Here is a 19,165-nt window from a genome sequence, read left to right as displayed (position 1 = left end):
CAAAAAACACACATAAAAAAGTACTCCAAATTTTAGTTTGGAGTACTTTTTTACACTATTATAGCTTACTTCCCTGCTTCGATTTTCTCTAATGCAGCAGCTACTTGCTCTTCTGTTAATTCATGTTGTATTACGTAGCGGTTACGTGGGCTTACACGACATTCATGAGAACATGCACGTAAATATTTCGCTTCGTTTTCTTCAGAACATAAAATTTTCTTATTACATTCTGGATTTGAACAGTTTACATAGCGTTCACAAGGTTCACCTGAGAAGTGGTCTTTACCAACGATAACATGTTCTTTTTGGTTTACTGGTACAGCGATTCGCTCATCGAATACGTAACATTGTCCATCCCAAAGTTCACCTTGTACTTCTGGGTCTTTACCGTACGTTACAATACCGCCGTGAAGTTGGCTTACATCTTCGTAACCTTCACGAACTAACCAACCAGAGAACTTCTCACAACGAATTCCACCTGTACAATACGTTAAAATCTTTTTGCCTTCAAGTACTTCTTTATTTTCGCGAATCCAATCTGGTAATTCACGGAATGATTCAATATCAGGTTTGATTGCACCTTTGAAGTGACCTAGATCAAATTCATAATCATTTCGCGCATCAATGATAACTGTATCTTCTTGTTTCATTGCTTCATAAAAATCTTTTGGCTCTAAATACTTACCAGTGATTTCGTGTGGGTTAATGTCATCTTCTAGACGAAGTGTAACTAATTCTGGACGAGGACGCACGTGCATTTTCTTGAATGCATGACCATCAGCTTCATCTATTTTAAATACGATACCATCAAAACGTGGATCGTTGTTCATAGCTTCCATGTATTTCTCTGTTTGTTCTACAGTACCAGAACAAGTTCCGTTAATGCCTTCTTTTGCTACAAGAATTCTACCTTTTAATTCAAGTGAATTACAAAATGCTAAATGCTCTGCCGCGAATTCTTCTGGGTTTTCAATTGTTGTGTACATGTAATATAGTAATACTCTATATGGTTTTGTAGTTGCCAATGTATTTCTACCACCTATCTAATTTTTAAAATCATGTATAAGTTAACGTTCATATCAAAACATATATAATAAGAAAATGAATCCCATTTTCTTCTCTTTATACTATTTTCTATCAGTTAACAAAAATAAAAAACAAGATTACACACCATAACACTATGGTTATGTTGTAATCCCAATATATTATATATCATACAAATGCAATTCCATCAATTAATATGCTGTATTATCGGCTTTATGTTCACATAAATTTCAAAAATAGCCCTTTAATTTATTATCTTCCCCCTTATTCAGAAACCATAAACTTCCAAATACTTTTTTCACATCGTCACACCATCCATTGCGTTAAGGCATATAATTTGCACTAAGGAAACATTTATGTTCAAATAAAAATAGTATCTAATACATCTAAATGTATTGAAATAAACAATAAGAATACTTACAATAATTTCATCAAGTTAACATTTCAAAGGGGAAAACTACTATGAATAAAGATATATCAAAAGATGAACAAGTCCCTTCTCAAAGTACAACTGTTCAATCCGCACACTTAGCTTTAAGTGGTGAAACAAAAGGCTGGAAAAGACTGTTACCGTTTTTAGGACCCGCTTTTATCGCATCTGTAGCTTATATTGACCCTGGTAATTTTGCTACGAATATCGCAGCTGGTTCACAATATGGATATTTACTTTTATGGGTAATATTCGCTTCTAACTTAATGGCAGTATTAATTCAGACTTTATCAGCTAAGTTAGGAATTGCTACGGGAAATAATTTACCTGAAATAGCTCGTGAGCACTTTCCAAAACCAGTGTCTATCGGCTTATGGATACAAGGTGAACTCGTTATTATGGCTACAGATTTAGCTGAATTTATCGGGGCAGCACTCGGATTGTATTTATTATTCGGAATTCCTATGTTACCAGCTGCTTTAATTACAGCAGTCGGATCATTTATTATTCTTGAGTTTCAGCGCAGAGGATTTCGCCCACTAGAAGCTATTATTACAGGGATGATTTTTATTGTAGTAATAGCATTTGGGATTCAAGTTTTTTATGCAAAACCAGAATTAAGCCCCCTTCTTTCAGGACTATTTATTCCGAAATTCCAAGGTGTAGACAGTATATTACTTGCAGCAGGAATATTAGGCGCGACAGTTATGCCACACGCAATCTATTTACATTCCGCCTTAACGCAGCGCCGCGTAGTCGGAACAAATGATGAACAAAAGAAAAAGATTTTCCGTTTCGAATTTATTGATATCATTATCGCAATGGTTATCGCTGGAGCAATTAATGCGAGTATGTTAATTGTTGCTGCTGCATTATTCTTTAAAAATGGCTTGCATGTTGAAGATCTTGATGTTGCTTTTAACCAGTTCAGTACGTTAGTCGGTCCAGTATCGGCTGCTTTATTTGGAATTGGGCTCTTATCAGCAGGACTATCTAGCTCTTCTGTCGGTACAATGTCAGGTGATATTATAATGCAAGGTTTCATTCGAATGCATATTCCGTTATACTTACGCCGCTTTATTACAATGATTCCACCATTAGTTATTATCGCTTTAGGTGTAAATCCAACTTACGCTCTAGTCATGAGCCAAGTCGTCTTATCATTCGGTATTGCTTTTGCATTAGTACCACTTATTATGTTTACAAGCAATAAAAAAATTATGGGTGCGCTCGTTAATCACCCCATAACAACCTTTATCGCTTGGATCATTGCTGTACTTGTTATCATTTTAAATATTTTCTTACTGTATCAAACATTTGTAGGATAACGAAAGAAGAAGGCTGTCTCAAATTTGTGTTGAAGACAGCCTTTTTCTTTTTAAATTATAAATTTTTATCATCCATTTACATGACAGACCGTGCTTTCAACAAATTTTATAAACTCTTCTTCCTCCTCAATAAATGGAAAATGATTGCTGTATTCAAATGTCGACATTATCGCATTTGGCATAAGTTCCGCTACTTCCACTGCAAATTCATAAGGACACTGTGTAATGGTTTGTAAATGCAGAAGCAAATAAGTTACCATTGCTATTAAACTCACTGTATAGATGTGTTACACAAAGTGGGTTTCCTTCTCCCTTTTGAAAATACTCAAAGTTCCCTCTATCAGTTTCGATATAATATTTCTCCCACATCAGCGTTTCCCCCTAATGTCTTTTTATGTATTCTCCTTTTCCCGGCATTATCACACCTTTCTCAGTTCGAAAGTAAAGTGGTAACCCTTCCGAAAGAAATATGCTTACCTTGGATGGATTCTGCCTTTGATGATGAATATGTAAATGCGGCTCACTTGAACTTCCTGAGTTACCGACCTGAGCAAGAAATTCTCCTTCATTTACATGTTGTCCTTCTTTAACTTTAATGGATCCTTGCTTTAAATGGGCAAGAATTAAATATGTCTCTGATTCATCTAGTCGTAAATAAATATGATTACCCGCCATTGATTGAAAATCATCCCCTCCCGGAACTACATCTTTTTCGTCATTATTGATGGATACAACTGTTCCAGAAGCTGGTGCCATTACTTCCGCTCCATATATTCCATAATCCTCCAAATTACGACTTTTCACTTCAGCAGGAGGAATAAGAATATCATATGCCCAGCGCTCATTTGGTTTTATAACGTGATAATTCGTTTCTAACCGATCACCGCCCCAGCCAATTAACGCTCGTTCATTCAAAGGAAAGCGCACGACTACTTTAGGGCTCGTAGAATGTACATCTGCCGGGTAAGCAAGTCTACCAATGTTCGCAAACCATCCTAAAGGCCAAGCTCCAATTATAGAGAAAATAACGATGAAGAGTAGCGCTCTATCTATTCGTTGTCTGAAAATTATTTTCCACACAAATAGTAACGTTACCCCTATCAAAATAAAGAGTGATACTATGCTAAAGGCTTGTATACTCCACCAAGCAATAACTGATATAACACCTTTAGCTAAATAAACTACACTCCAACTTATAATTAAAAACCCAACTAAAATTATTAATACATACTTCTTCCACATAATGTATCCTCACTCTCATATCTTTGTTCTACATGATACGAAGTGAATATTACGACATATAAAAGAAATACTTACGACTTTCTTACAATTCTTTATAACGCGGTAAAGCGATAGTGAAAACAGTTTCTTTCTCGTTACTGCGCACAGTGATATCCCCTTTATGAAGCTCTGCTATACTTCTCGCAATTGCAAGTCCCATTCCTTTGCCACCCGTATGAGAGCTACGTGATTTTTCACCGCGATAAAACTTCTCAAAAACGTAAGGAAGATTCTCATTCGGAATACATTGTCCAAAATTTTTAATTTCTATTTCAACATTCATGTCACTTTTAGAAATTTGAATCAAAATCTCTTTTCCATCTTTCCCGTACATAATACTATTACTAATTACATTTCCGAACAGCCTCACCATAAGCGCTACATCCATTTTCACATGTAACTCCTTATCACTATTAATACAAAAGCTCATATCGGCTTCATCTAGCTGTGGCACAAAATCAATCATGATTTGTTCAATGAACGCTTTCATATTTACTACACTTTTATGTAATTCAATCTCCCTATAATTTATTTGACAATAATCTAATAAATCATCTACTTGATTTTTTAATTCATAACTCTTTCGCTTTAATATACTTACGTACTGTTCACATTCTTCTCTATTTGAATGAAGCTGATTTCCTAGCAGGTCCGCGTAACCAATTAGAGATGTTACAGGTGTTCGTAAGTCATGAGAAATATTGCTAATCATTTCATTTTTCGTTTCCTGCGATTTTTTTTCATTATCGATAGACTCTTTTAAACTTTTAGCCATTCTATTAACATTCGCTGCTAATTCACCAATCTCGTCATTTTTTGAAATAGGTATATGTATTTCCAAATTACCACTACTTATTTCCTTCACACTCTTGTTAATTTCAGTTAACCTTTTCATCATTGTTTTTGTCATGAATGCAAAGTATATTGTAGTAATAATTAAAAAAGCTATTACATATAAAAGTGAATATTTTTCTTCTAACGCAGTAACATGACTATATATATTTCCAATGACAATTTGAAACGCTATTATACTTACAGTCGCTAATAAGATGCTACATATGAATGCGATAAAAAACTTAGCTCTAATGCCTTGTAATGATTTAATCTTCAATTTTATATCCGACTCCCCAAACATTCTGTATAAACTTCGGCTCTTTTGGATTCTCTTCAATTTTATTTCTTAATCTTGCGATATGAACCATTACTGTATTATTACTTTCATAGGCTCTTTCTTTCCAAACGCTTTCATATATTTCTTCAATAGTGAACACACGATTCTTTGCAGCTGCCATTAAGTACAAAATATCATATTCAGTTTTCGTAAGATTGATTGTTTCTCCATATAACATTACTGTTCTAGACACTTCATCTATGTCTAAACCTCTAATGTTTATTTTCTTTTCTATTTCTTGGACAGCATTTTGATTGAAATATGTATACCTTCTTAATTGAGCTTTCACTCTCGCTATAAATTCAATTGTACTAAACGGCTTCACAATATAATCATCTGCCCCAGTACTAAATCCAATTACTTTATCTACATCCGATGATTTTGCGCTTAAGAACATAATTGGTAAACTATGTTTCTCTCTAATCCTTCTGCACAATTCTATCCCATCCATTTGTGGCATCATAATATCCAAAATAGCAAGTTGAATACTGTTATTATTTAGGATTTTTAAAGCCTCTTCTCCGTTATGAGCACTTAAAACTTTAAACCCTTCTTGTATTAAATTCGCATTAACAAATCGAACAATATCTTGATCATCATCTACAATTAAAATTGAATTTTTCTCCATATACAAACCTCTTTTTGAAATATATTCCACAATCAATTTTATCACAAATTAAAACCGTACTTCCCTCTTGAATAATCTTTATTTTCAGACTAGATTATATAATAACAACACATTCTAGTTTCAAAAGAAATGGAGTGAAAGCATGTTTCCTATATTGAAAACCGACCGACTCATTTTAAGAGAACTTACCGAAGAAGATGCACCGAGTATACTACAATGCTTCTCTAATACTGACGTACTGCGCTATTATGGCCAAAAACCATTACAAGATGTTGATCAAGTGAAACAAGTCATTCATAACTTTAAACTGAGTTACAATGCAAGAAGTGGTATAAAGTGGGGAATTGAATTAAAAAACAAGAAAGAACTCATTGGTACCATCGGTTTTCACGATTGGTCTTCTGAGCATAAACGGGCCAATTTAAGTTATGCCTTTTTCCCTGAATACTGGGGAAAAGGCTATGCGACTGAAGCTGTTTCTGAGGTTATATCATACGGTTTCCATACCATTCACTTAAAGCGTATTGGGGCAATTGTATTTCTTGAAAATGAAGCTTCAAATAAAGTGCTATTAAAATTAGGCTTTGAAAAAGAAGGTGTTCTAAAAAATTATATGTATCAAGATGATATCCCTTATGACACGAATTTTTATTCTTTATTGAAATCGGTTTAATAGAAATTATGCGTAAAAACTCGTTTCAGGATAGTCGATCTTTAACGAAAGATGGGAAAACGAGCGTTGTTCATTTCTTAAATCATCATACGACTGATGCGAAGTACAATAAATTATATAATTTTAAAAAGGGGCATGAGCATATTCTTACTCATATCCCTTTTTTACGTTCTTTTTCTGTTTTCGCAATGCTTTTGGAATGTATACACAGAAAGGTTCGCTTTCCATGTAATCTCCCGTTATTGCATATGCTCTAGAACGAGATCCCTCACAAACACCACACTTCCCCTTATCCTTATCTGGATTACGAAGGTTTTGAAACACAGGGGCGTTTTGATAAATTTCAGCTAGCGATGTTGTTCTAATATTCCCGGTTTTAATCGTCAATACCCCACTTGGATATGTTTCTCGGTATAAAGTTAAAAAATTAGGAATTTTTCATTACTCTAAAAATACGCTCTTTAACTGAAGACTATTAAATTAAGTTTCTTAAAATTATATTTTTAAAGGTTTTCAACATCATTGCCTCTTTTCTAAAACCATAAAGAACGTACTATCTGGTAGCGCAACCGCATTCCCAGACTCATCTGTAAACTCGATTTTCTCGCTAAGATGGTTTGTATATCCATCCTGCAAATAGTTCATAGCTTGAACGATGTTTACTTTATCTCCAAGGATACTCTTTACAAAATCCTTATAGTCGTTTGGCGTAAAAATTCCAAACTGCTCCTGCACTTCATGAACGAAGGAGTCCTCGCCCCAGGTATATGTATATAAGAACTCCATTGCATCGTTAACAGGCATTTTGACTGTATTTTCTGCAATTACCTCATACTGGATTTTACGCCCCTTAAATTCACGGGCATACTGCTCTAAGAACTTCATTCCGCTTGCATCTTTAAAACGAATCAACCGTATTAACGTTTTATCTTCGGTCATGATGCCATCACGAATGATAATACGGCCTCCTGGCTTTAACACCTCATAGGCACTCTGCAGCCCTTTTTTAATTACTTCATGATTGAATTTCTTACCTTCATACTCTATATAAGAGAACAGCTCATGAAGGATAGAAGAATATACAATCGTATCAACCGATTCTTTTTCAAATGAGCTGCTTAAATTGATTGCATCCCCTTTAATGACGTCCCAAGAACGCCCCTCGTTCTGCTTCTTCTTTTTCAACGTATCAATCACGTTTTCGGAAATATCTATACCGTAGATTCGTTTGTTCTCTGTCTCTTCTTCGATCATGTCTAACATGACACCACCACCGGCTCCGACATCTACAATCGTATCTCCCTTTATATAATCAAGAATAATTCGTTTATCATCAGCTGAGCTATTCATATGTTCCAGATACACTTCTTCATTATGGAATCTATCATATGCATCCTTACGTAACCCGAAGAAATCAAACAGCAGCACATTTGCCCGAGCATGCATCATATCTATCTTTTCTGCCTCTACACAGAAGATAATTAACGCCTCACCTACAGCAGAAAACTGAAACGATACATACGCAGTCTTCATATCTCCATCGACTTTCACCTTAAAAGAAACATGCGTTGTATTCGGCTTCTCGTTCTCACGGTACTCCCGTAGATACTTCTCAATAACCCGCTTACGATACACGTTGTCCTTTTTCTCACCTTTGAAATCATAGTGCAACTGTTGCATCAATTTTTCGAAATGTATATGCTGAACTTTTCTAGTGCCTATCTCGTTCTTTAACATAACAAAAACTGTCCAAATATCCTCAAAGCTAAGAGCATGCATAGACGGTTCTACATACCACAAATCCTTATCAGATAAAAATGTTTGAATGTCCCTCTTCTCGCTCCCCATAATTATATCTTTTTCAAATACTGACTCCTTATGTTTTGGCGTGAGTCTATGTATGCGAGAAGTAAATGGCTCCATATAACCATCAAACAGGCCATCAATTGTAATCTTCACATCGTTCTTCACTTCACTCCACAAAGCTTTTGATACGCCTTCAATAATGCATTGGTTAAGATAGTATAGAATCTCCTTTAACCTAACGTCTCCGTATTCTTCTTTATATGTGTTAATTAAATCAACATGAGAGTCCAAACGAGCCTCCCCGCGTATATACTGCCCGATTAATCCATGTGTTCTAATTAAATCTCGAATAAACAAATACTCAGTAGAGTTTAAGTTTGTCTCTACACGTTCAATAAACCGAATATCACTAAAGATATCAGCAGAACCCTCGTTATGTACCAATAGATTAATTCCTTTTTTCTTCCATTGCTCCCGCTGTTTTAAAGATCCTACCTTTGCAAGTTCACTATACGTTAGTACCTTTTCAATAATACGATACGCTTCTTCATCTAAAGGCAGTCCATCTAACACTTGTAGCGTACGGTGCACATAGTACAACACCGCATCCGTTTTTAATGTTCCAAGTACTTGTACATTCTCATAGTTTTGATGTATCTCCTCTGCCTCAATTAAATACTTTAACCACGTAGGGAGCGTATCGGAAACCCCTTCAATGTATTTATTTAGAATCTCAATGTTTTTCAACTTATTTACCCCCATATATAATCAATATCTGTAGTAAAGTCTGGAACGCCTTCTCTAAAAAAATCATCACCCTATGTCCCCCTTTACCATCTAGTACTCTTTCAAATACGAATGCATCAACCCCAGTCTTTTTCTCTTATAAAAAAGAGTTATCAAGTTTGTAACATATTCTTTTGTTCATCTCTTATTTTAACTTCATCAAGAATTTCGGCGGAATAAACAGTAGGACTCAGCGGATCACTTCTTACATTGATAAACATATGTTGTGATAGAATCAACTGAAAATGGAAACGGCAAGCGGGTGCACTCCACTTGCCGTTTTTTCATAGCTTAGTATGTATTTGAATTTCTTTCGCTTTCTCTTTTTCACCCTTCACGCGTACAATTAAATCATATGATCCGGATTTTGGCGCTTCAAAAGAAAGCAGACCTTCTTTTTGAGAAGTAACTTCTTCTTCATAAATAACCTTATCATCTCTTGTAACTTGCAATAAAATTGTACCTTCTTCAACAGCTGCTTCATAAGGAATTTCCACATTTCCTTTTTCAGCTTTAACCGTTTGTACATCGTAATACCCTTGCAACGAACCAATTTTCAAAGTCGTTTCGCCATTTTTTTGAACCTTTGTGACTTGTGTTGCTGTATTGCATGCACTTAACAATACAACAAGAGTGAGAACCATAAATAAACGTAGTAATTTCATAAAAATTCTCCTTTTTTATGTACATGAATTAAAATTCTAACTCTAAATTTTGTACCATCTTATTTCCCACCTCTTAAAATAGCTTTTTTTACAATCAAATACATAATAGAGAATAGTAAACAAGCTCCCATTGTACCAAAAACTACAATTGAAATTTTACCTGCTAATGTTTCATTTGGATCTAATGCATTAGGTAAGATTGTACCAAAAATTGCAATACCGGCTAATACAACCATAAAATATTTAAATCTTTTTACTTTCTTATTCATACTAATTATCCCCTTTATTCCTTAAACCAAATCCCCATAAACCTACACCAGGACCTAATAGTACATGAAATTTAACTCTACTTTTTCTAGCTTCAAAGAATCCCCTGAGATTCCCAAATTAATATCGCCCAAGTATTATACATACCAATTCATTCATATAGAAAAAGCCCCGTTCAAATCAAACACTTAAACTCCTCTTTTTTATAATACTCAAATAATTCCACACAAACATCTCTATCAATTCATCTTAATACCTCAATTACCTTTTAAGTATATCAATGACAAAATAAATAATCTAATATTTTTTATAATTAAAAACAAACATAGTTACAACAAGAAAATGTTTGTATGCTGATCTGTACTGCATTCCCTTATTCCATGTACTCTTTAAAAAAACCTTACTTTTAAAAAGTAAGGTTTTTTATTTATTCATTAGCAATATAAGCATTCTTATACGTATAAATACCACCAAATTGATGCTTCTCAATTCCTTTTACATAACCCTTTTGTACGTAAGCTGAGCCCATTTGATAAAGCGGTGCAACCGCAGCATCTTCTAACAAAATACGCTCGGCCTCTTGCAATGCTTCCCATCTTTTCTTCTGATCTAATACTAGATCGCTTTTCGCTTTCTTTATTAATTCATCGTAGTGACGGTTAGAATAATCCATTTTGTTATTTTGATTATCCGTCGTAAAGAGTTCTAAATAATTAATTGGGTCTTTATAATCCGGTCCCCAATTTCCCATAGATATATCGTAATCTCCTATTTGTTCTAATTGTAATTTTTGCTTAAATGGCTGTTGTTTAATTTGGATCGCGAGTCCTTGCAAATGCTTTTCTAAGTCACCTTTTATATATTCTGCCATACGTTTTGCATTATCTTGTTCAAATGTTAAAAACTCGAGGTTTACTTGTTCTACTCCAAGCTCTTTTTTCGCTTCTTCCCAAATCTTTTTCGCATTTTGCAAATCATATAGAGAAAGATCTCCGTTTTCTTTTCTAAAATCTTTACCAGTCTCTTCATTTATATGACCAGCCGGTACAAGTCCGCTTGCAGACTTTGCCCCGTTATTAATAAAATGAGCAACGAAATCTTCTTTATTTAACGCTAATGAAATAGATTGACGCACCTTTTTATTTGCTAACGCATTATTTTTCTCATTAAAACGTAGCATAGCAATTGCAGGCTCACTCGATATATGCAATTCCTTACTTCCTTTATACTTGTCTACAAATTGAGAATTAATAGGCACCCGGTCCAAATTACCAGCTTCGTACAAATTAACAGCGGTCATTGTATCCTTTACAATTTGAAAGTTTATTTCGTCTAATTTCACTTTCTTTTCATCCCAATATGTAGCATTCTTCTTTAATTGAAACTCTTGTTCATGCTTCCATTTCTCTAATACAAATGGCCCATTATATATGAGATTACTAGATTCCAATGCATAATTCTTTCCTTGTTCTTTCAAAAATGATTCATGCTGTGGTAAATATATAGGTAGTGCTAACAGCTGTAAAAAATACGGGATTGGCTGTTCGAGTTCCACTTCTAACTTATAATCATTTATAACTTTAACCCCAAGTTCATCAAGAGGCATTGTTCCCTTATTTATCTCTTTCGCATTTTTCACGTAAAAAAGCATGTACGCATATTGAGACGCTGTTTCACGGTTAATTGCACGTTTCCATGCAAACATAAAATCATTTGCTGTTACATTGTCCCCATTTGACCATTTTGCATCTTTACGCAAATCAAATGTATATTTTTTACCATCTTCACTTCTTTTAAACGATTTTGCTACCGCTGGAATAGGCTGATCTTGATCATCTAATACATACAACCCTTCAAATATGTTTTGCATAACGTGCGCTGACGTACCATCCATCGTTTTCGCGGTATCAAGAGAAGGAATCTCTTCTGATACTGTTACATGTAATACTTGTTCTTTTGCCTCTGTTTCACTCTTATTCGCTTTATTATTACAAGCTGTTAATAATAAAGATGTAACAAGTGCCATCACCATTAAATGGCTCTTTTTTCGCTTCATGAGTTGTTCTCCTTAAAAATATAATATTATAAAACGTTATATATTATAGCAGAAATAATAACAGAAAGATGCGACATTCTTTTGAATATTTATTCGTTCAAGAAAAAAAGCTATCCTTTTAAAAAAAGGATAGCTTTTTCAATTATCTATCTTTGCAAACCACGTTTATAACGACTTGCTTCAAATATAATACGCTCTTCATCTAACGTTTTACATTCGCTATTCCAAACGACACGTTTTCCGTTAATGATTACATCGCTTATATCTTTTCCACTAGCAGCATATACAAGGTGCGATAACACTTCATCTGCTGGTTGTAAATGCGGCTTATTAGATGGGTCAATTGTGATAAAATCGGCACACTTTCCAACCTCAAGTGATCCTGTGTGTTTCATCCCAATTACTTCAGCAGCTCCTTTAGTCGCAAGTGTAAGAGCAGTTTCAACCGGTAAAGCTGTTGCATCTTGGTGAATACCTTTTTGTAGTAAAGTCGCTATACGCATTTCTTCAAACATATCTAAATTGTTGTTTGATGCCACACTATCTGTTGCAATTCCTACTTTCATTCCTGCTTCTAGCATCGCTTTTACATTCGCTATACCAGATCCTAGTTTTAAATTACTATTCGGATTATGTGCTACTCGAACATCATGTTCTGCTAAAAATGCACGCTCATTTTCATTTAATACTACACCGTGTGCAATAACTGTTGGACGTTTAAACAACCCGCAACTTGCTGCATATTCTACTGGACGTTTTCCGTACTGTGCTTCAATATCATGTACTTCACGCTCTGTTTCCGAAAGATGAATATGAACCATCGTTTGATTTTCTACTGCAATACGTGCGCATTCCTCTAATAATTCTGTGGAACATGTATATGGACTATGCGGCGCAACCATCGTAGTTAACATGCCACTTTCGTTATAGTAACGCTTTACATATTTTTCAGCTTCTTCGATTGCTTTCTTTTCATCATCTTTCGTTCCGAAGCTAAATAAAGTTCTTGAAACAGCAGCTCGCATCCCACTTCCTGATACCGTTTCCATAATTGCATCTTGATCTACTCCAATTGGATTAAACATGTCAGAGAATGATGTTGTACCACTTTTCACCATTTCAAGTAATCCTAATTCCGTACTAGCGACTGCAAGATCTGGCGTAAACTGGCTTTCAAGTGGCCAAATTCTCGTCTCAAGCCACGGCTGTAATAACATATCATCGCCAATACCTCTTAAGAGACTCATTACAACGTGTGTATGTGTATTTACAAGCCCTGGTAAAACCCACTTTCCTTTCATATCAATTACTTCATCTACTTCAAAATCATTAGCGAATTCTCCGCTCTTCACATCTATAATTTGATCATTTTCTACAATGATATATCCATTTTCTATCACTTCGTTTTGTTCATTCATCGTTACGATTGTAGCGTTTACATAAGTTGTTTTCAAAAGTATTTCCCCTTTCAACTCTATGAAGTTCCCTTTAATAAGTTACCACCATTATAGTAACTTATTAAAGATTAAGAGTCAAAAGGTAATTTGAATTCTGTCATTATCTTTTCCTTCAACATGCTATATTGTTTTTCATTTGTATCTGCAAATGCTTCTTCTCGATTTGATTCCACATCCAAATAATTCAACCTTTCATTGAACTGAGTCTCTGTAAAATCAAACCTCTTTCCAGCTATACAGTTATAAAAATGCCACACCTCCCCTACTTTTGTCTTTTTGATTTTTCCTCCGTATATATCTTGAACGACTAAAGCAGTTACACCACACTGTCCCTTTGCTGGATTCTCAATCGTCCACTTTGAGCTTGTTTCAATCGACCATGATTTTATTAGTGATTCATATATCCTTTTTATCTTTACATCATCCATTCTAATCTTCTCCCACTATTAATAGTTTTACACATCATATTTCAAAAGAGGCAGTAAACGATCCTCAAAAACCGTTGATGGTGTCTCTCCTATTAACTTCGCTCCTATCTTCAAGTAAAACCCTTTTGCATTCGGATCACTATCAATTGTAAAACTTTTTATTCCTAATTCATTTGCTTGTTGTATTACATACTCCCAAAGTATTTTCCCGTATCCTTTCCCTTTGTAACGAGGATGAATATATAGAAAATCAAGAGCATTTTCATTACGTAAAAATGAGAAAAATCCAATCATCGTATTATCGTTTTCTAAAACATATACAAAATTATTTTTTATGTACTCTTCGGTAATTGTTAAATCTTCCTTACAAGCAAGTATGAATTCCTCGCTATAGTTCCACGTTGCTTTTGAATGTAGTGCGAATTCACTTAATTCATTTGCTTCACTCAATAACGCTTTTCTTATCTTCATGATCCTTTCTCCTCACCTTCGATATATAAACTCTTAAAATGATTCGAAAAGTAATTTAAAAAACCTCCTATTTCCGTAAATAAGAGCTTACTTTTATCCCACTTTAATGGGCAGTAAGACCCACATCTCAAAATGCAGCGAAAGCAAAGAAGTTAGGTTGGGGATCAACTGCCCATAAAATTCCGATTGGTTCAACTAATAATCAGTGGGGGATGAAGACCCCCCACTGATTAAAGTTTCACTTTATATTTCTTCATAATAGGTAACAATTTTTTAAAAGAAAAAAACGCCATTCCTGAAAATTGGCGTTCTTTTTCTTTTAACCTTTATGGCATATTATATTAAGAATCATTTTTACACTTCTAAACAGTTTCTACTACTGCTTCAAGCATTGTTCCATTTTTAGCATAATTCGTATGCCAAGAAAAAGCTTTTTCTAAAACATGAGGGGTTTGTCCACCTCTCGTTTTAGCTTCTTCGTAATAAGCTCTTAGCTGATCACGGTACATTGGATGTGCGCAATTCTCTATAATTAATTCCACTCTTTCTCTTGGCGCCAGTCCTCTCAGATCAACATACCCTTGTTCAGTGACGATAACATCTACATCATGTTCCGTATGGTCTACATGAGATACGAAAGGAACGATACTTGAAATGTTACCGCCTTTCGCAATCGATTTCGTAACAAAGATAGCTAGACGTGCATTTCTTGCAAAATCACCAGAACCACCAATACCATTCATCATTTTTGTACCTAAAACGTGAGTAGAGTTAACATTTCCGTATATATCTAATTCTAAAGCCGTGTTAATGGAAATTAATCCAAGGCGGCGAATAATTTCAGGGTGATTAGAAATTTCTTGTGGGCGCATCATTAATTTATCACGATATTTTTCAAAGTTAGAAAATACTTTTTGCATTTTCTCTTCAGAAAGCGTGATCGAGCAGCAGGAAGCAAAATTGACTTTCCCAGCATCCATAAGATCAAAGACCGCATCCTGTAAAACTTCAGAATACACTTCTAAATCTTCAAACTCAGAATCTAACATTCCATGAAGAACTGCATTGGCAACTGATCCAATTCCCGATTGTAGCGGCGCTAAACGATTTGTTAATCGGCCTACTTCGACTTCTTTTCGAAGAAACTCTATTAAATGCTGTGCCATAATAACAGTTTCTTCATCTGGAGGGACAATTGTTGATGGCGAATCTAATTGGTTTGTAAATACAATCCCCTTCACTTTTTCAACATCAATCGGAATGCCAATCGTTCCAATTCGATCATCCGTTTTCACAATTGGAATTGGAAGCCTTTCCCCTTGTTTACCTGGTTCATATAAATCATGCAGCCCCTCTAGTTGCGCGGATTGGGCCATATTCATTTCAATAATAATGGACTTAGCATTCAAAGAAAATGCTAATGAATTACCAATTGAAGTCGTTGGAATAATCATTCCGTCTTCAGTAATCGCAACCGCTTCCAAGATAGCGAAATCTATATCCATAACGTCAGCACGAAGTAATTCTGCTGTATGAGATAAGTGCTGATCTACAAATAAAAAGTCTCCGTTATTAATTCCTTTTCGCATAGTCGCATCGGCTTGGAAAGGCAATCTTTTCCCTAAGATTCCTGCCTCAGCAAATAATTTATCTACATCCGAACCTAATGAAGCCCCTGTATAAACATTTACTTTAAAAGATTTATCATTCTTTACTCGGTTCACCAGCGCAAATGGGACTGCTTTTACATCCCCAGCTCGTGTAAATCCACTTAAACCTAATGTCATTCCACTTTCAATCCATGAAGCTGCCTCTTCAGGTGTCACTACTCGATCTTTTAATCGTTGATCCCTAATTCTATCTAAATTATTCTCCATATGTAATCCCTCTCCCAATGAATATTCATAATTATTTTACACATTAACACTATCAAAATAGGGATTTCGGTATACAATGCCGAAAATTCAGATAAAACAGCAAATCTAGGTTCTAAAGCAGAACATTTTAGAATCCTAGAAGCTTACGAAAATAGCTAGCATATGATTGACTCACTGGTACCCTCTCTCCGTTATCCATTGAAAGTAAAAAAGTAGAGTGGGTATCAGGATAAATCGCTTTAATATGATTCACATTTACAATAAAGGAACGGTGGCATCTAATAAACGAATCTTTCGGAAGTAAGTATTCAAATTCTTGTAGAGAGTACTTATGTGTTCCTGTTAACTCTTCTGAATTTACATACGTCTTTTTATCTTTAGCCTCTAAATACATCACCTTTGAAAAAGGAACTGGAACCCATCCGTCTGTTGTTTTTAAAGTAACGACTGACTTTCCATCCGTTAAAGCTGGATAAATTGCCGTCACACAACCTTCAATCTTGTCATTATTTGAAAATGGTACCGCCATTCCATGATAAGGAATACCGAAAACATCTCGGTTAATAAACTCGGAGGCTTTTTGCTTCGTTACCATTGCTTTATGAGCAATCGTTCCTTCCTTAATAGGATCCCCGGCGCTAATCTTTAAATCAATACGTTTACTTGGCCGATAGTAAATATATTCTTCCTTATTCGAAACGGCGATTGATATTTCATCTGAAAATAATTCCCCAACAACATCTAGTAGTATACCTAACGTTTTATCTTCCATAGTATGAACACCTCATTTACTATTATACTACTATTATGAACAGGCAGCTGTTTGCTTTTCCATGTAGTGCAAGTTCACTTAATCCACTAGCTTCAATTACTATCAATTTTCTTACTTCCATAATTGTTTCTCTCCACCTTCAAAATATGAACTACTAAAGGCTTGCCCCAAGCAATAAAAAAACCTTTATTTTTATAAACTTTAAATCAACTTGCTTCTTATATTACTTGCATTATAAAATAAAAAAGTAATATAAAAACATTTCATTTAGGGGGGAATTGCCTATGCCGTTGGATTTCATTTCAGGTAACGAATATTCCAACATTTAAAGGAGTGCCTGAAATTTGTTAAACTCATATATTAATTCATTTTTATATAAAAATAATGAAAAATTTAACGGAACAATTTTAATAGCCCATAAAGAAGAGACTCTTTATAAGCAGTCATTTGGAAAAGCTAATTATAATTGGGACATACCTAATACATCTACAACGAAGTTTCGTATCGGATCAATAACTAAAATCTTCACAGCTGTTTCAATTTTAATGCTTGTGCAGGAGGAAAAATTACAGCTACATGATACATTAGATCAATTCATTCCTGATTTTCCAAAAGGAAATCAAATTATGATCAAACATTTATTAAATCACACTGCTGGAGTTGGCAATATTACTGCTCAATATGACTTTTTATTGCAATCTTGTCAACCTCGAACACCAGATGAACTAATACAATGGATTACTGCGTGTCCCTTTGAATCTAGACCTGGCAAAAAATTCAATTATTCGAATTCTGGTTATATTATATTAGGAAAAGTTATTGAAGTTATAAGTGGAATGTCTTATGAGGAATTTCTTAAAAAGAAAATTTTCTATCCACTCTCTATAATAAACACAGCCGTTGATTTGAATCACACTATTCAAAAACATAAAGCAACTGGCTATGAGTTACATCCAAATCACGGCCTACAGAACGCATCATTTATTCATATGTCTAATTCATATTCAGCCGGTGGATTAGTTTCTACAGCCGAAGATTTATATAGATTTGATAAGGCGCTAAAAGAAAATCGCTTATTATCAAGTAGGATGACGTCTCGTATGCTTACTGCAGAATCTTACGGATATGGTTATGGTTGGAATATTGCTATAACCGAAAAAAATAATAATCTTATATTTCATCACGGAGGAATTAACGGCTTTACGTCCTCCTATTTACGATTAATTGAAAAAGAGGCTACAATCATCATTTTAAGCAATGTATCTACACTATTAACATCGACTCTTGCCAATGAAATAGCTTCTTATATAGAAAATAATTTTTAAATCTATTATGATTTGAAAAACCGTTCAGCATTTTGAACGGTTTTTCAAACAATTTAGTTCACCTTAGCCCCATAGCATCTAGCTACTGCAACTGCCTGTGCTATATCTAATTTTACATTTTTTAAATCAAAACTTGTAAAGTCAATTCTATCAACTATTGCTCCTTTTAAATTTGCACCGCTAAGTTTCGCCTTCCCTAATTGTGCACCGGTTAAATCCGCTTCACGTAAATCTGCTTTTTCTAAATTACATTCATATAAGTCAGCTTCAATTAAACGTATACCCTTTAACATTTGTTTACTTAAGTTCGCGAACCTTAAATTCGTATATGACCAATCACCCGATATGATAGTTATTCCGTCTAAATTTGCTTCTTCAAAATCAGAGCCAGTCATTTTACATTCTTCAAACTTCGATACGAATAAATTCGCACCAGTAAGCTTACAATTTGCAAATGTAGTTCCTTGATGGATAGAAGCGTTAAAAAGAGCACCGGTAAAATCACATTCTATGAAATTACAATTTTTAGTAGAAACTTCCGATGCATCTATCCCTCTAAAACGGCATTTTATGAACGTACAATTTTTCAATTCCTCTTCTTTAATCAAGACATCTTGAAAATCTATTTCTACATATTCTTTATTTACAAATGCACTCATAACTATTCCTCCATCTCCTTAAAGAAACCTCACTTTAAAAA

17 protein-coding genes and 2 pseudogenes are annotated in these 19,165 nt (G+C 34.6%); 3 read left to right on the top strand and 16 right to left on the bottom strand.

Annotated elements, in window-relative coordinates; translation table 11 throughout:
• Positions 1-65: 65 nt before the first annotated feature.
• On the bottom strand, positions 66-1,025 hold the full coding sequence (trhO, locus tag ACZ76X_RS14715) for an oxygen-dependent tRNA uridine(34) hydroxylase TrhO (protein ID WP_088315063.1): 960 nt from the start codon (positions 1,023-1,025) through the stop codon (positions 66-68).
• Between the two features lie 481 nt (positions 1,026-1,506).
• On the opposite strand from trhO, the gene ACZ76X_RS14710 reads away from it, so the two are divergent.
• Positions 1,507-2,802, top strand: coding sequence for an Nramp family divalent metal transporter (locus tag ACZ76X_RS14710; RefSeq protein ID WP_202283144.1), 1,296 nt, complete (start codon positions 1,507-1,509; stop codon positions 2,800-2,802).
• 210 nt (positions 2,803-3,012) lie between these two features.
• On the opposite strand, the pseudogene ACZ76X_RS14705 reads toward ACZ76X_RS14710, so the two are convergent.
• The 4 genes and pseudogenes from ACZ76X_RS14705 to ACZ76X_RS14690 all read right to left on the bottom strand — a co-directional run.
• Positions 3,013-3,171, bottom strand: a pseudogene (locus tag ACZ76X_RS14705) (alpha/beta fold hydrolase); the annotation flags it as partial.
• A 12-nt stretch (positions 3,172-3,183) separates the two neighbouring features.
• Positions 3,184-4,044 carry a M23 family metallopeptidase gene (locus ACZ76X_RS14700; RefSeq protein WP_202283143.1) on the bottom strand — a complete coding sequence of 287 codons (861 nt, stop codon included), beginning with the start codon at positions 4,042-4,044 and terminating at the stop codon, positions 3,184-3,186.
• Positions 4,045-4,126: 82 nt separating this feature from the next.
• Positions 4,127-5,194, bottom strand: coding sequence for a sensor histidine kinase (locus ACZ76X_RS14695; protein ID WP_202283142.1), 1,068 nt, complete (start codon positions 5,192-5,194; stop codon positions 4,127-4,129).
• The gene (locus ACZ76X_RS14690; protein ID WP_202283141.1) at positions 5,184-5,882 is read right to left on the bottom strand and encodes a response regulator transcription factor; all 699 of its coding nucleotides are present in this window, start codon (positions 5,880-5,882) and stop codon (positions 5,184-5,186) included. Before ACZ76X_RS14690 ends, ACZ76X_RS14695 begins: the two co-directional genes overlap by 11 nt.
• Positions 5,883-6,024: 142 nt before the next feature.
• Here ACZ76X_RS14690 and ACZ76X_RS14685 point away from each other — a divergent pair, with 142 nt between their 5' ends.
• Entirely contained in the window at positions 6,025-6,555 is a 531-nt protein-coding gene (locus ACZ76X_RS14685) for a GNAT family N-acetyltransferase (RefSeq protein WP_087983009.1), read from the top strand.
• A gap of 147 nt (positions 6,556-6,702) precedes the next feature.
• On the opposite strand, the pseudogene ACZ76X_RS14680 reads toward ACZ76X_RS14685, so the two are convergent.
• From ACZ76X_RS14680 to ACZ76X_RS14635, 10 genes and pseudogenes are all read right to left on the bottom strand, one after another.
• A pseudogene (locus tag ACZ76X_RS14680) lies at positions 6,703-6,960 on the bottom strand (SPASM domain-containing protein); the annotation flags it as partial.
• 114 nt (positions 6,961-7,074) lie between these two features.
• Positions 7,075-9,123: a class I SAM-dependent methyltransferase gene (locus tag ACZ76X_RS14675; protein WP_479850807.1), complete on the bottom strand. Its 2,049-nt coding sequence runs from the start codon at positions 9,121-9,123 to the stop codon at positions 7,075-7,077.
• 308 nt (positions 9,124-9,431) lie between these two features.
• Positions 9,432-9,812, bottom strand: coding sequence for a BA_1872 family lipoprotein (locus ACZ76X_RS14670; RefSeq protein WP_479850806.1), 381 nt, complete (start codon positions 9,810-9,812; stop codon positions 9,432-9,434).
• A 59-nt stretch (positions 9,813-9,871) separates the two neighbouring features.
• Positions 9,872-10,081: a hypothetical protein gene (locus ACZ76X_RS14665; RefSeq protein WP_098667627.1), complete on the bottom strand. Its 210-nt coding sequence runs from the start codon at positions 10,079-10,081 to the stop codon at positions 9,872-9,874.
• 425 nt (positions 10,082-10,506) lie between these two features.
• Positions 10,507-12,135: a peptide ABC transporter substrate-binding protein gene (locus ACZ76X_RS14660; protein WP_479850805.1), complete on the bottom strand. Its 1,629-nt coding sequence runs from the start codon at positions 12,133-12,135 to the stop codon at positions 10,507-10,509.
• A 146-nt stretch (positions 12,136-12,281) separates the two neighbouring features.
• Entirely contained in the window at positions 12,282-13,607 is a 1,326-nt protein-coding gene (locus tag ACZ76X_RS14655; protein WP_479850804.1) for a bifunctional S-methyl-5'-thioadenosine deaminase/S-adenosylhomocysteine deaminase, read from the bottom strand.
• Positions 13,608-13,660: 53 nt separating this feature from the next.
• Entirely contained in the window at positions 13,661-14,020 is a 360-nt protein-coding gene (locus ACZ76X_RS14650) for a YunG family protein (protein WP_479850803.1), read from the bottom strand.
• 27 nt (positions 14,021-14,047) lie between these two features.
• Complete coding sequence (locus ACZ76X_RS14645; protein WP_479850802.1) at positions 14,048-14,491, bottom strand: GNAT family N-acetyltransferase; 444 nt, start codon at positions 14,489-14,491, stop codon at positions 14,048-14,050.
• Between the two features lie 362 nt (positions 14,492-14,853).
• Positions 14,854-16,368 carry an acetyl-CoA hydrolase/transferase family protein gene (locus tag ACZ76X_RS14640; protein WP_000429789.1) on the bottom strand — a complete coding sequence of 505 codons (1,515 nt, stop codon included), beginning with the start codon at positions 16,366-16,368 and terminating at the stop codon, positions 14,854-14,856.
• A 127-nt stretch (positions 16,369-16,495) separates the two neighbouring features.
• Positions 16,496-17,140: a LytTR family DNA-binding domain-containing protein gene (locus tag ACZ76X_RS14635; RefSeq protein ID WP_479850801.1), complete on the bottom strand. Its 645-nt coding sequence runs from the start codon at positions 17,138-17,140 to the stop codon at positions 16,496-16,498.
• Between the two features lie 344 nt (positions 17,141-17,484).
• On the opposite strand from ACZ76X_RS14635, the gene ACZ76X_RS14630 reads away from it, so the two are divergent.
• Positions 17,485-18,465 carry a serine hydrolase domain-containing protein gene (locus tag ACZ76X_RS14630; RefSeq protein WP_479850800.1) on the top strand — a complete coding sequence of 327 codons (981 nt, stop codon included), beginning with the start codon at positions 17,485-17,487 and terminating at the stop codon, positions 18,463-18,465.
• A gap of 53 nt (positions 18,466-18,518) precedes the next feature.
• Here ACZ76X_RS14630 and ACZ76X_RS14625 read toward each other — a convergent pair whose 3' ends face one another.
• Entirely contained in the window at positions 18,519-19,124 is a 606-nt protein-coding gene (locus tag ACZ76X_RS14625; protein ID WP_479850799.1) for a pentapeptide repeat-containing protein, read from the bottom strand.
• Positions 19,125-19,165 lie beyond the last annotated feature (41 nt).

It is taken from the genome of Bacillus sp. BC05(2025), assembly GCF_056725905.1.
Note: the sequence above shows the minus strand (reverse complement) of the source record. Positions and strands in the feature narration are given on the sequence as shown.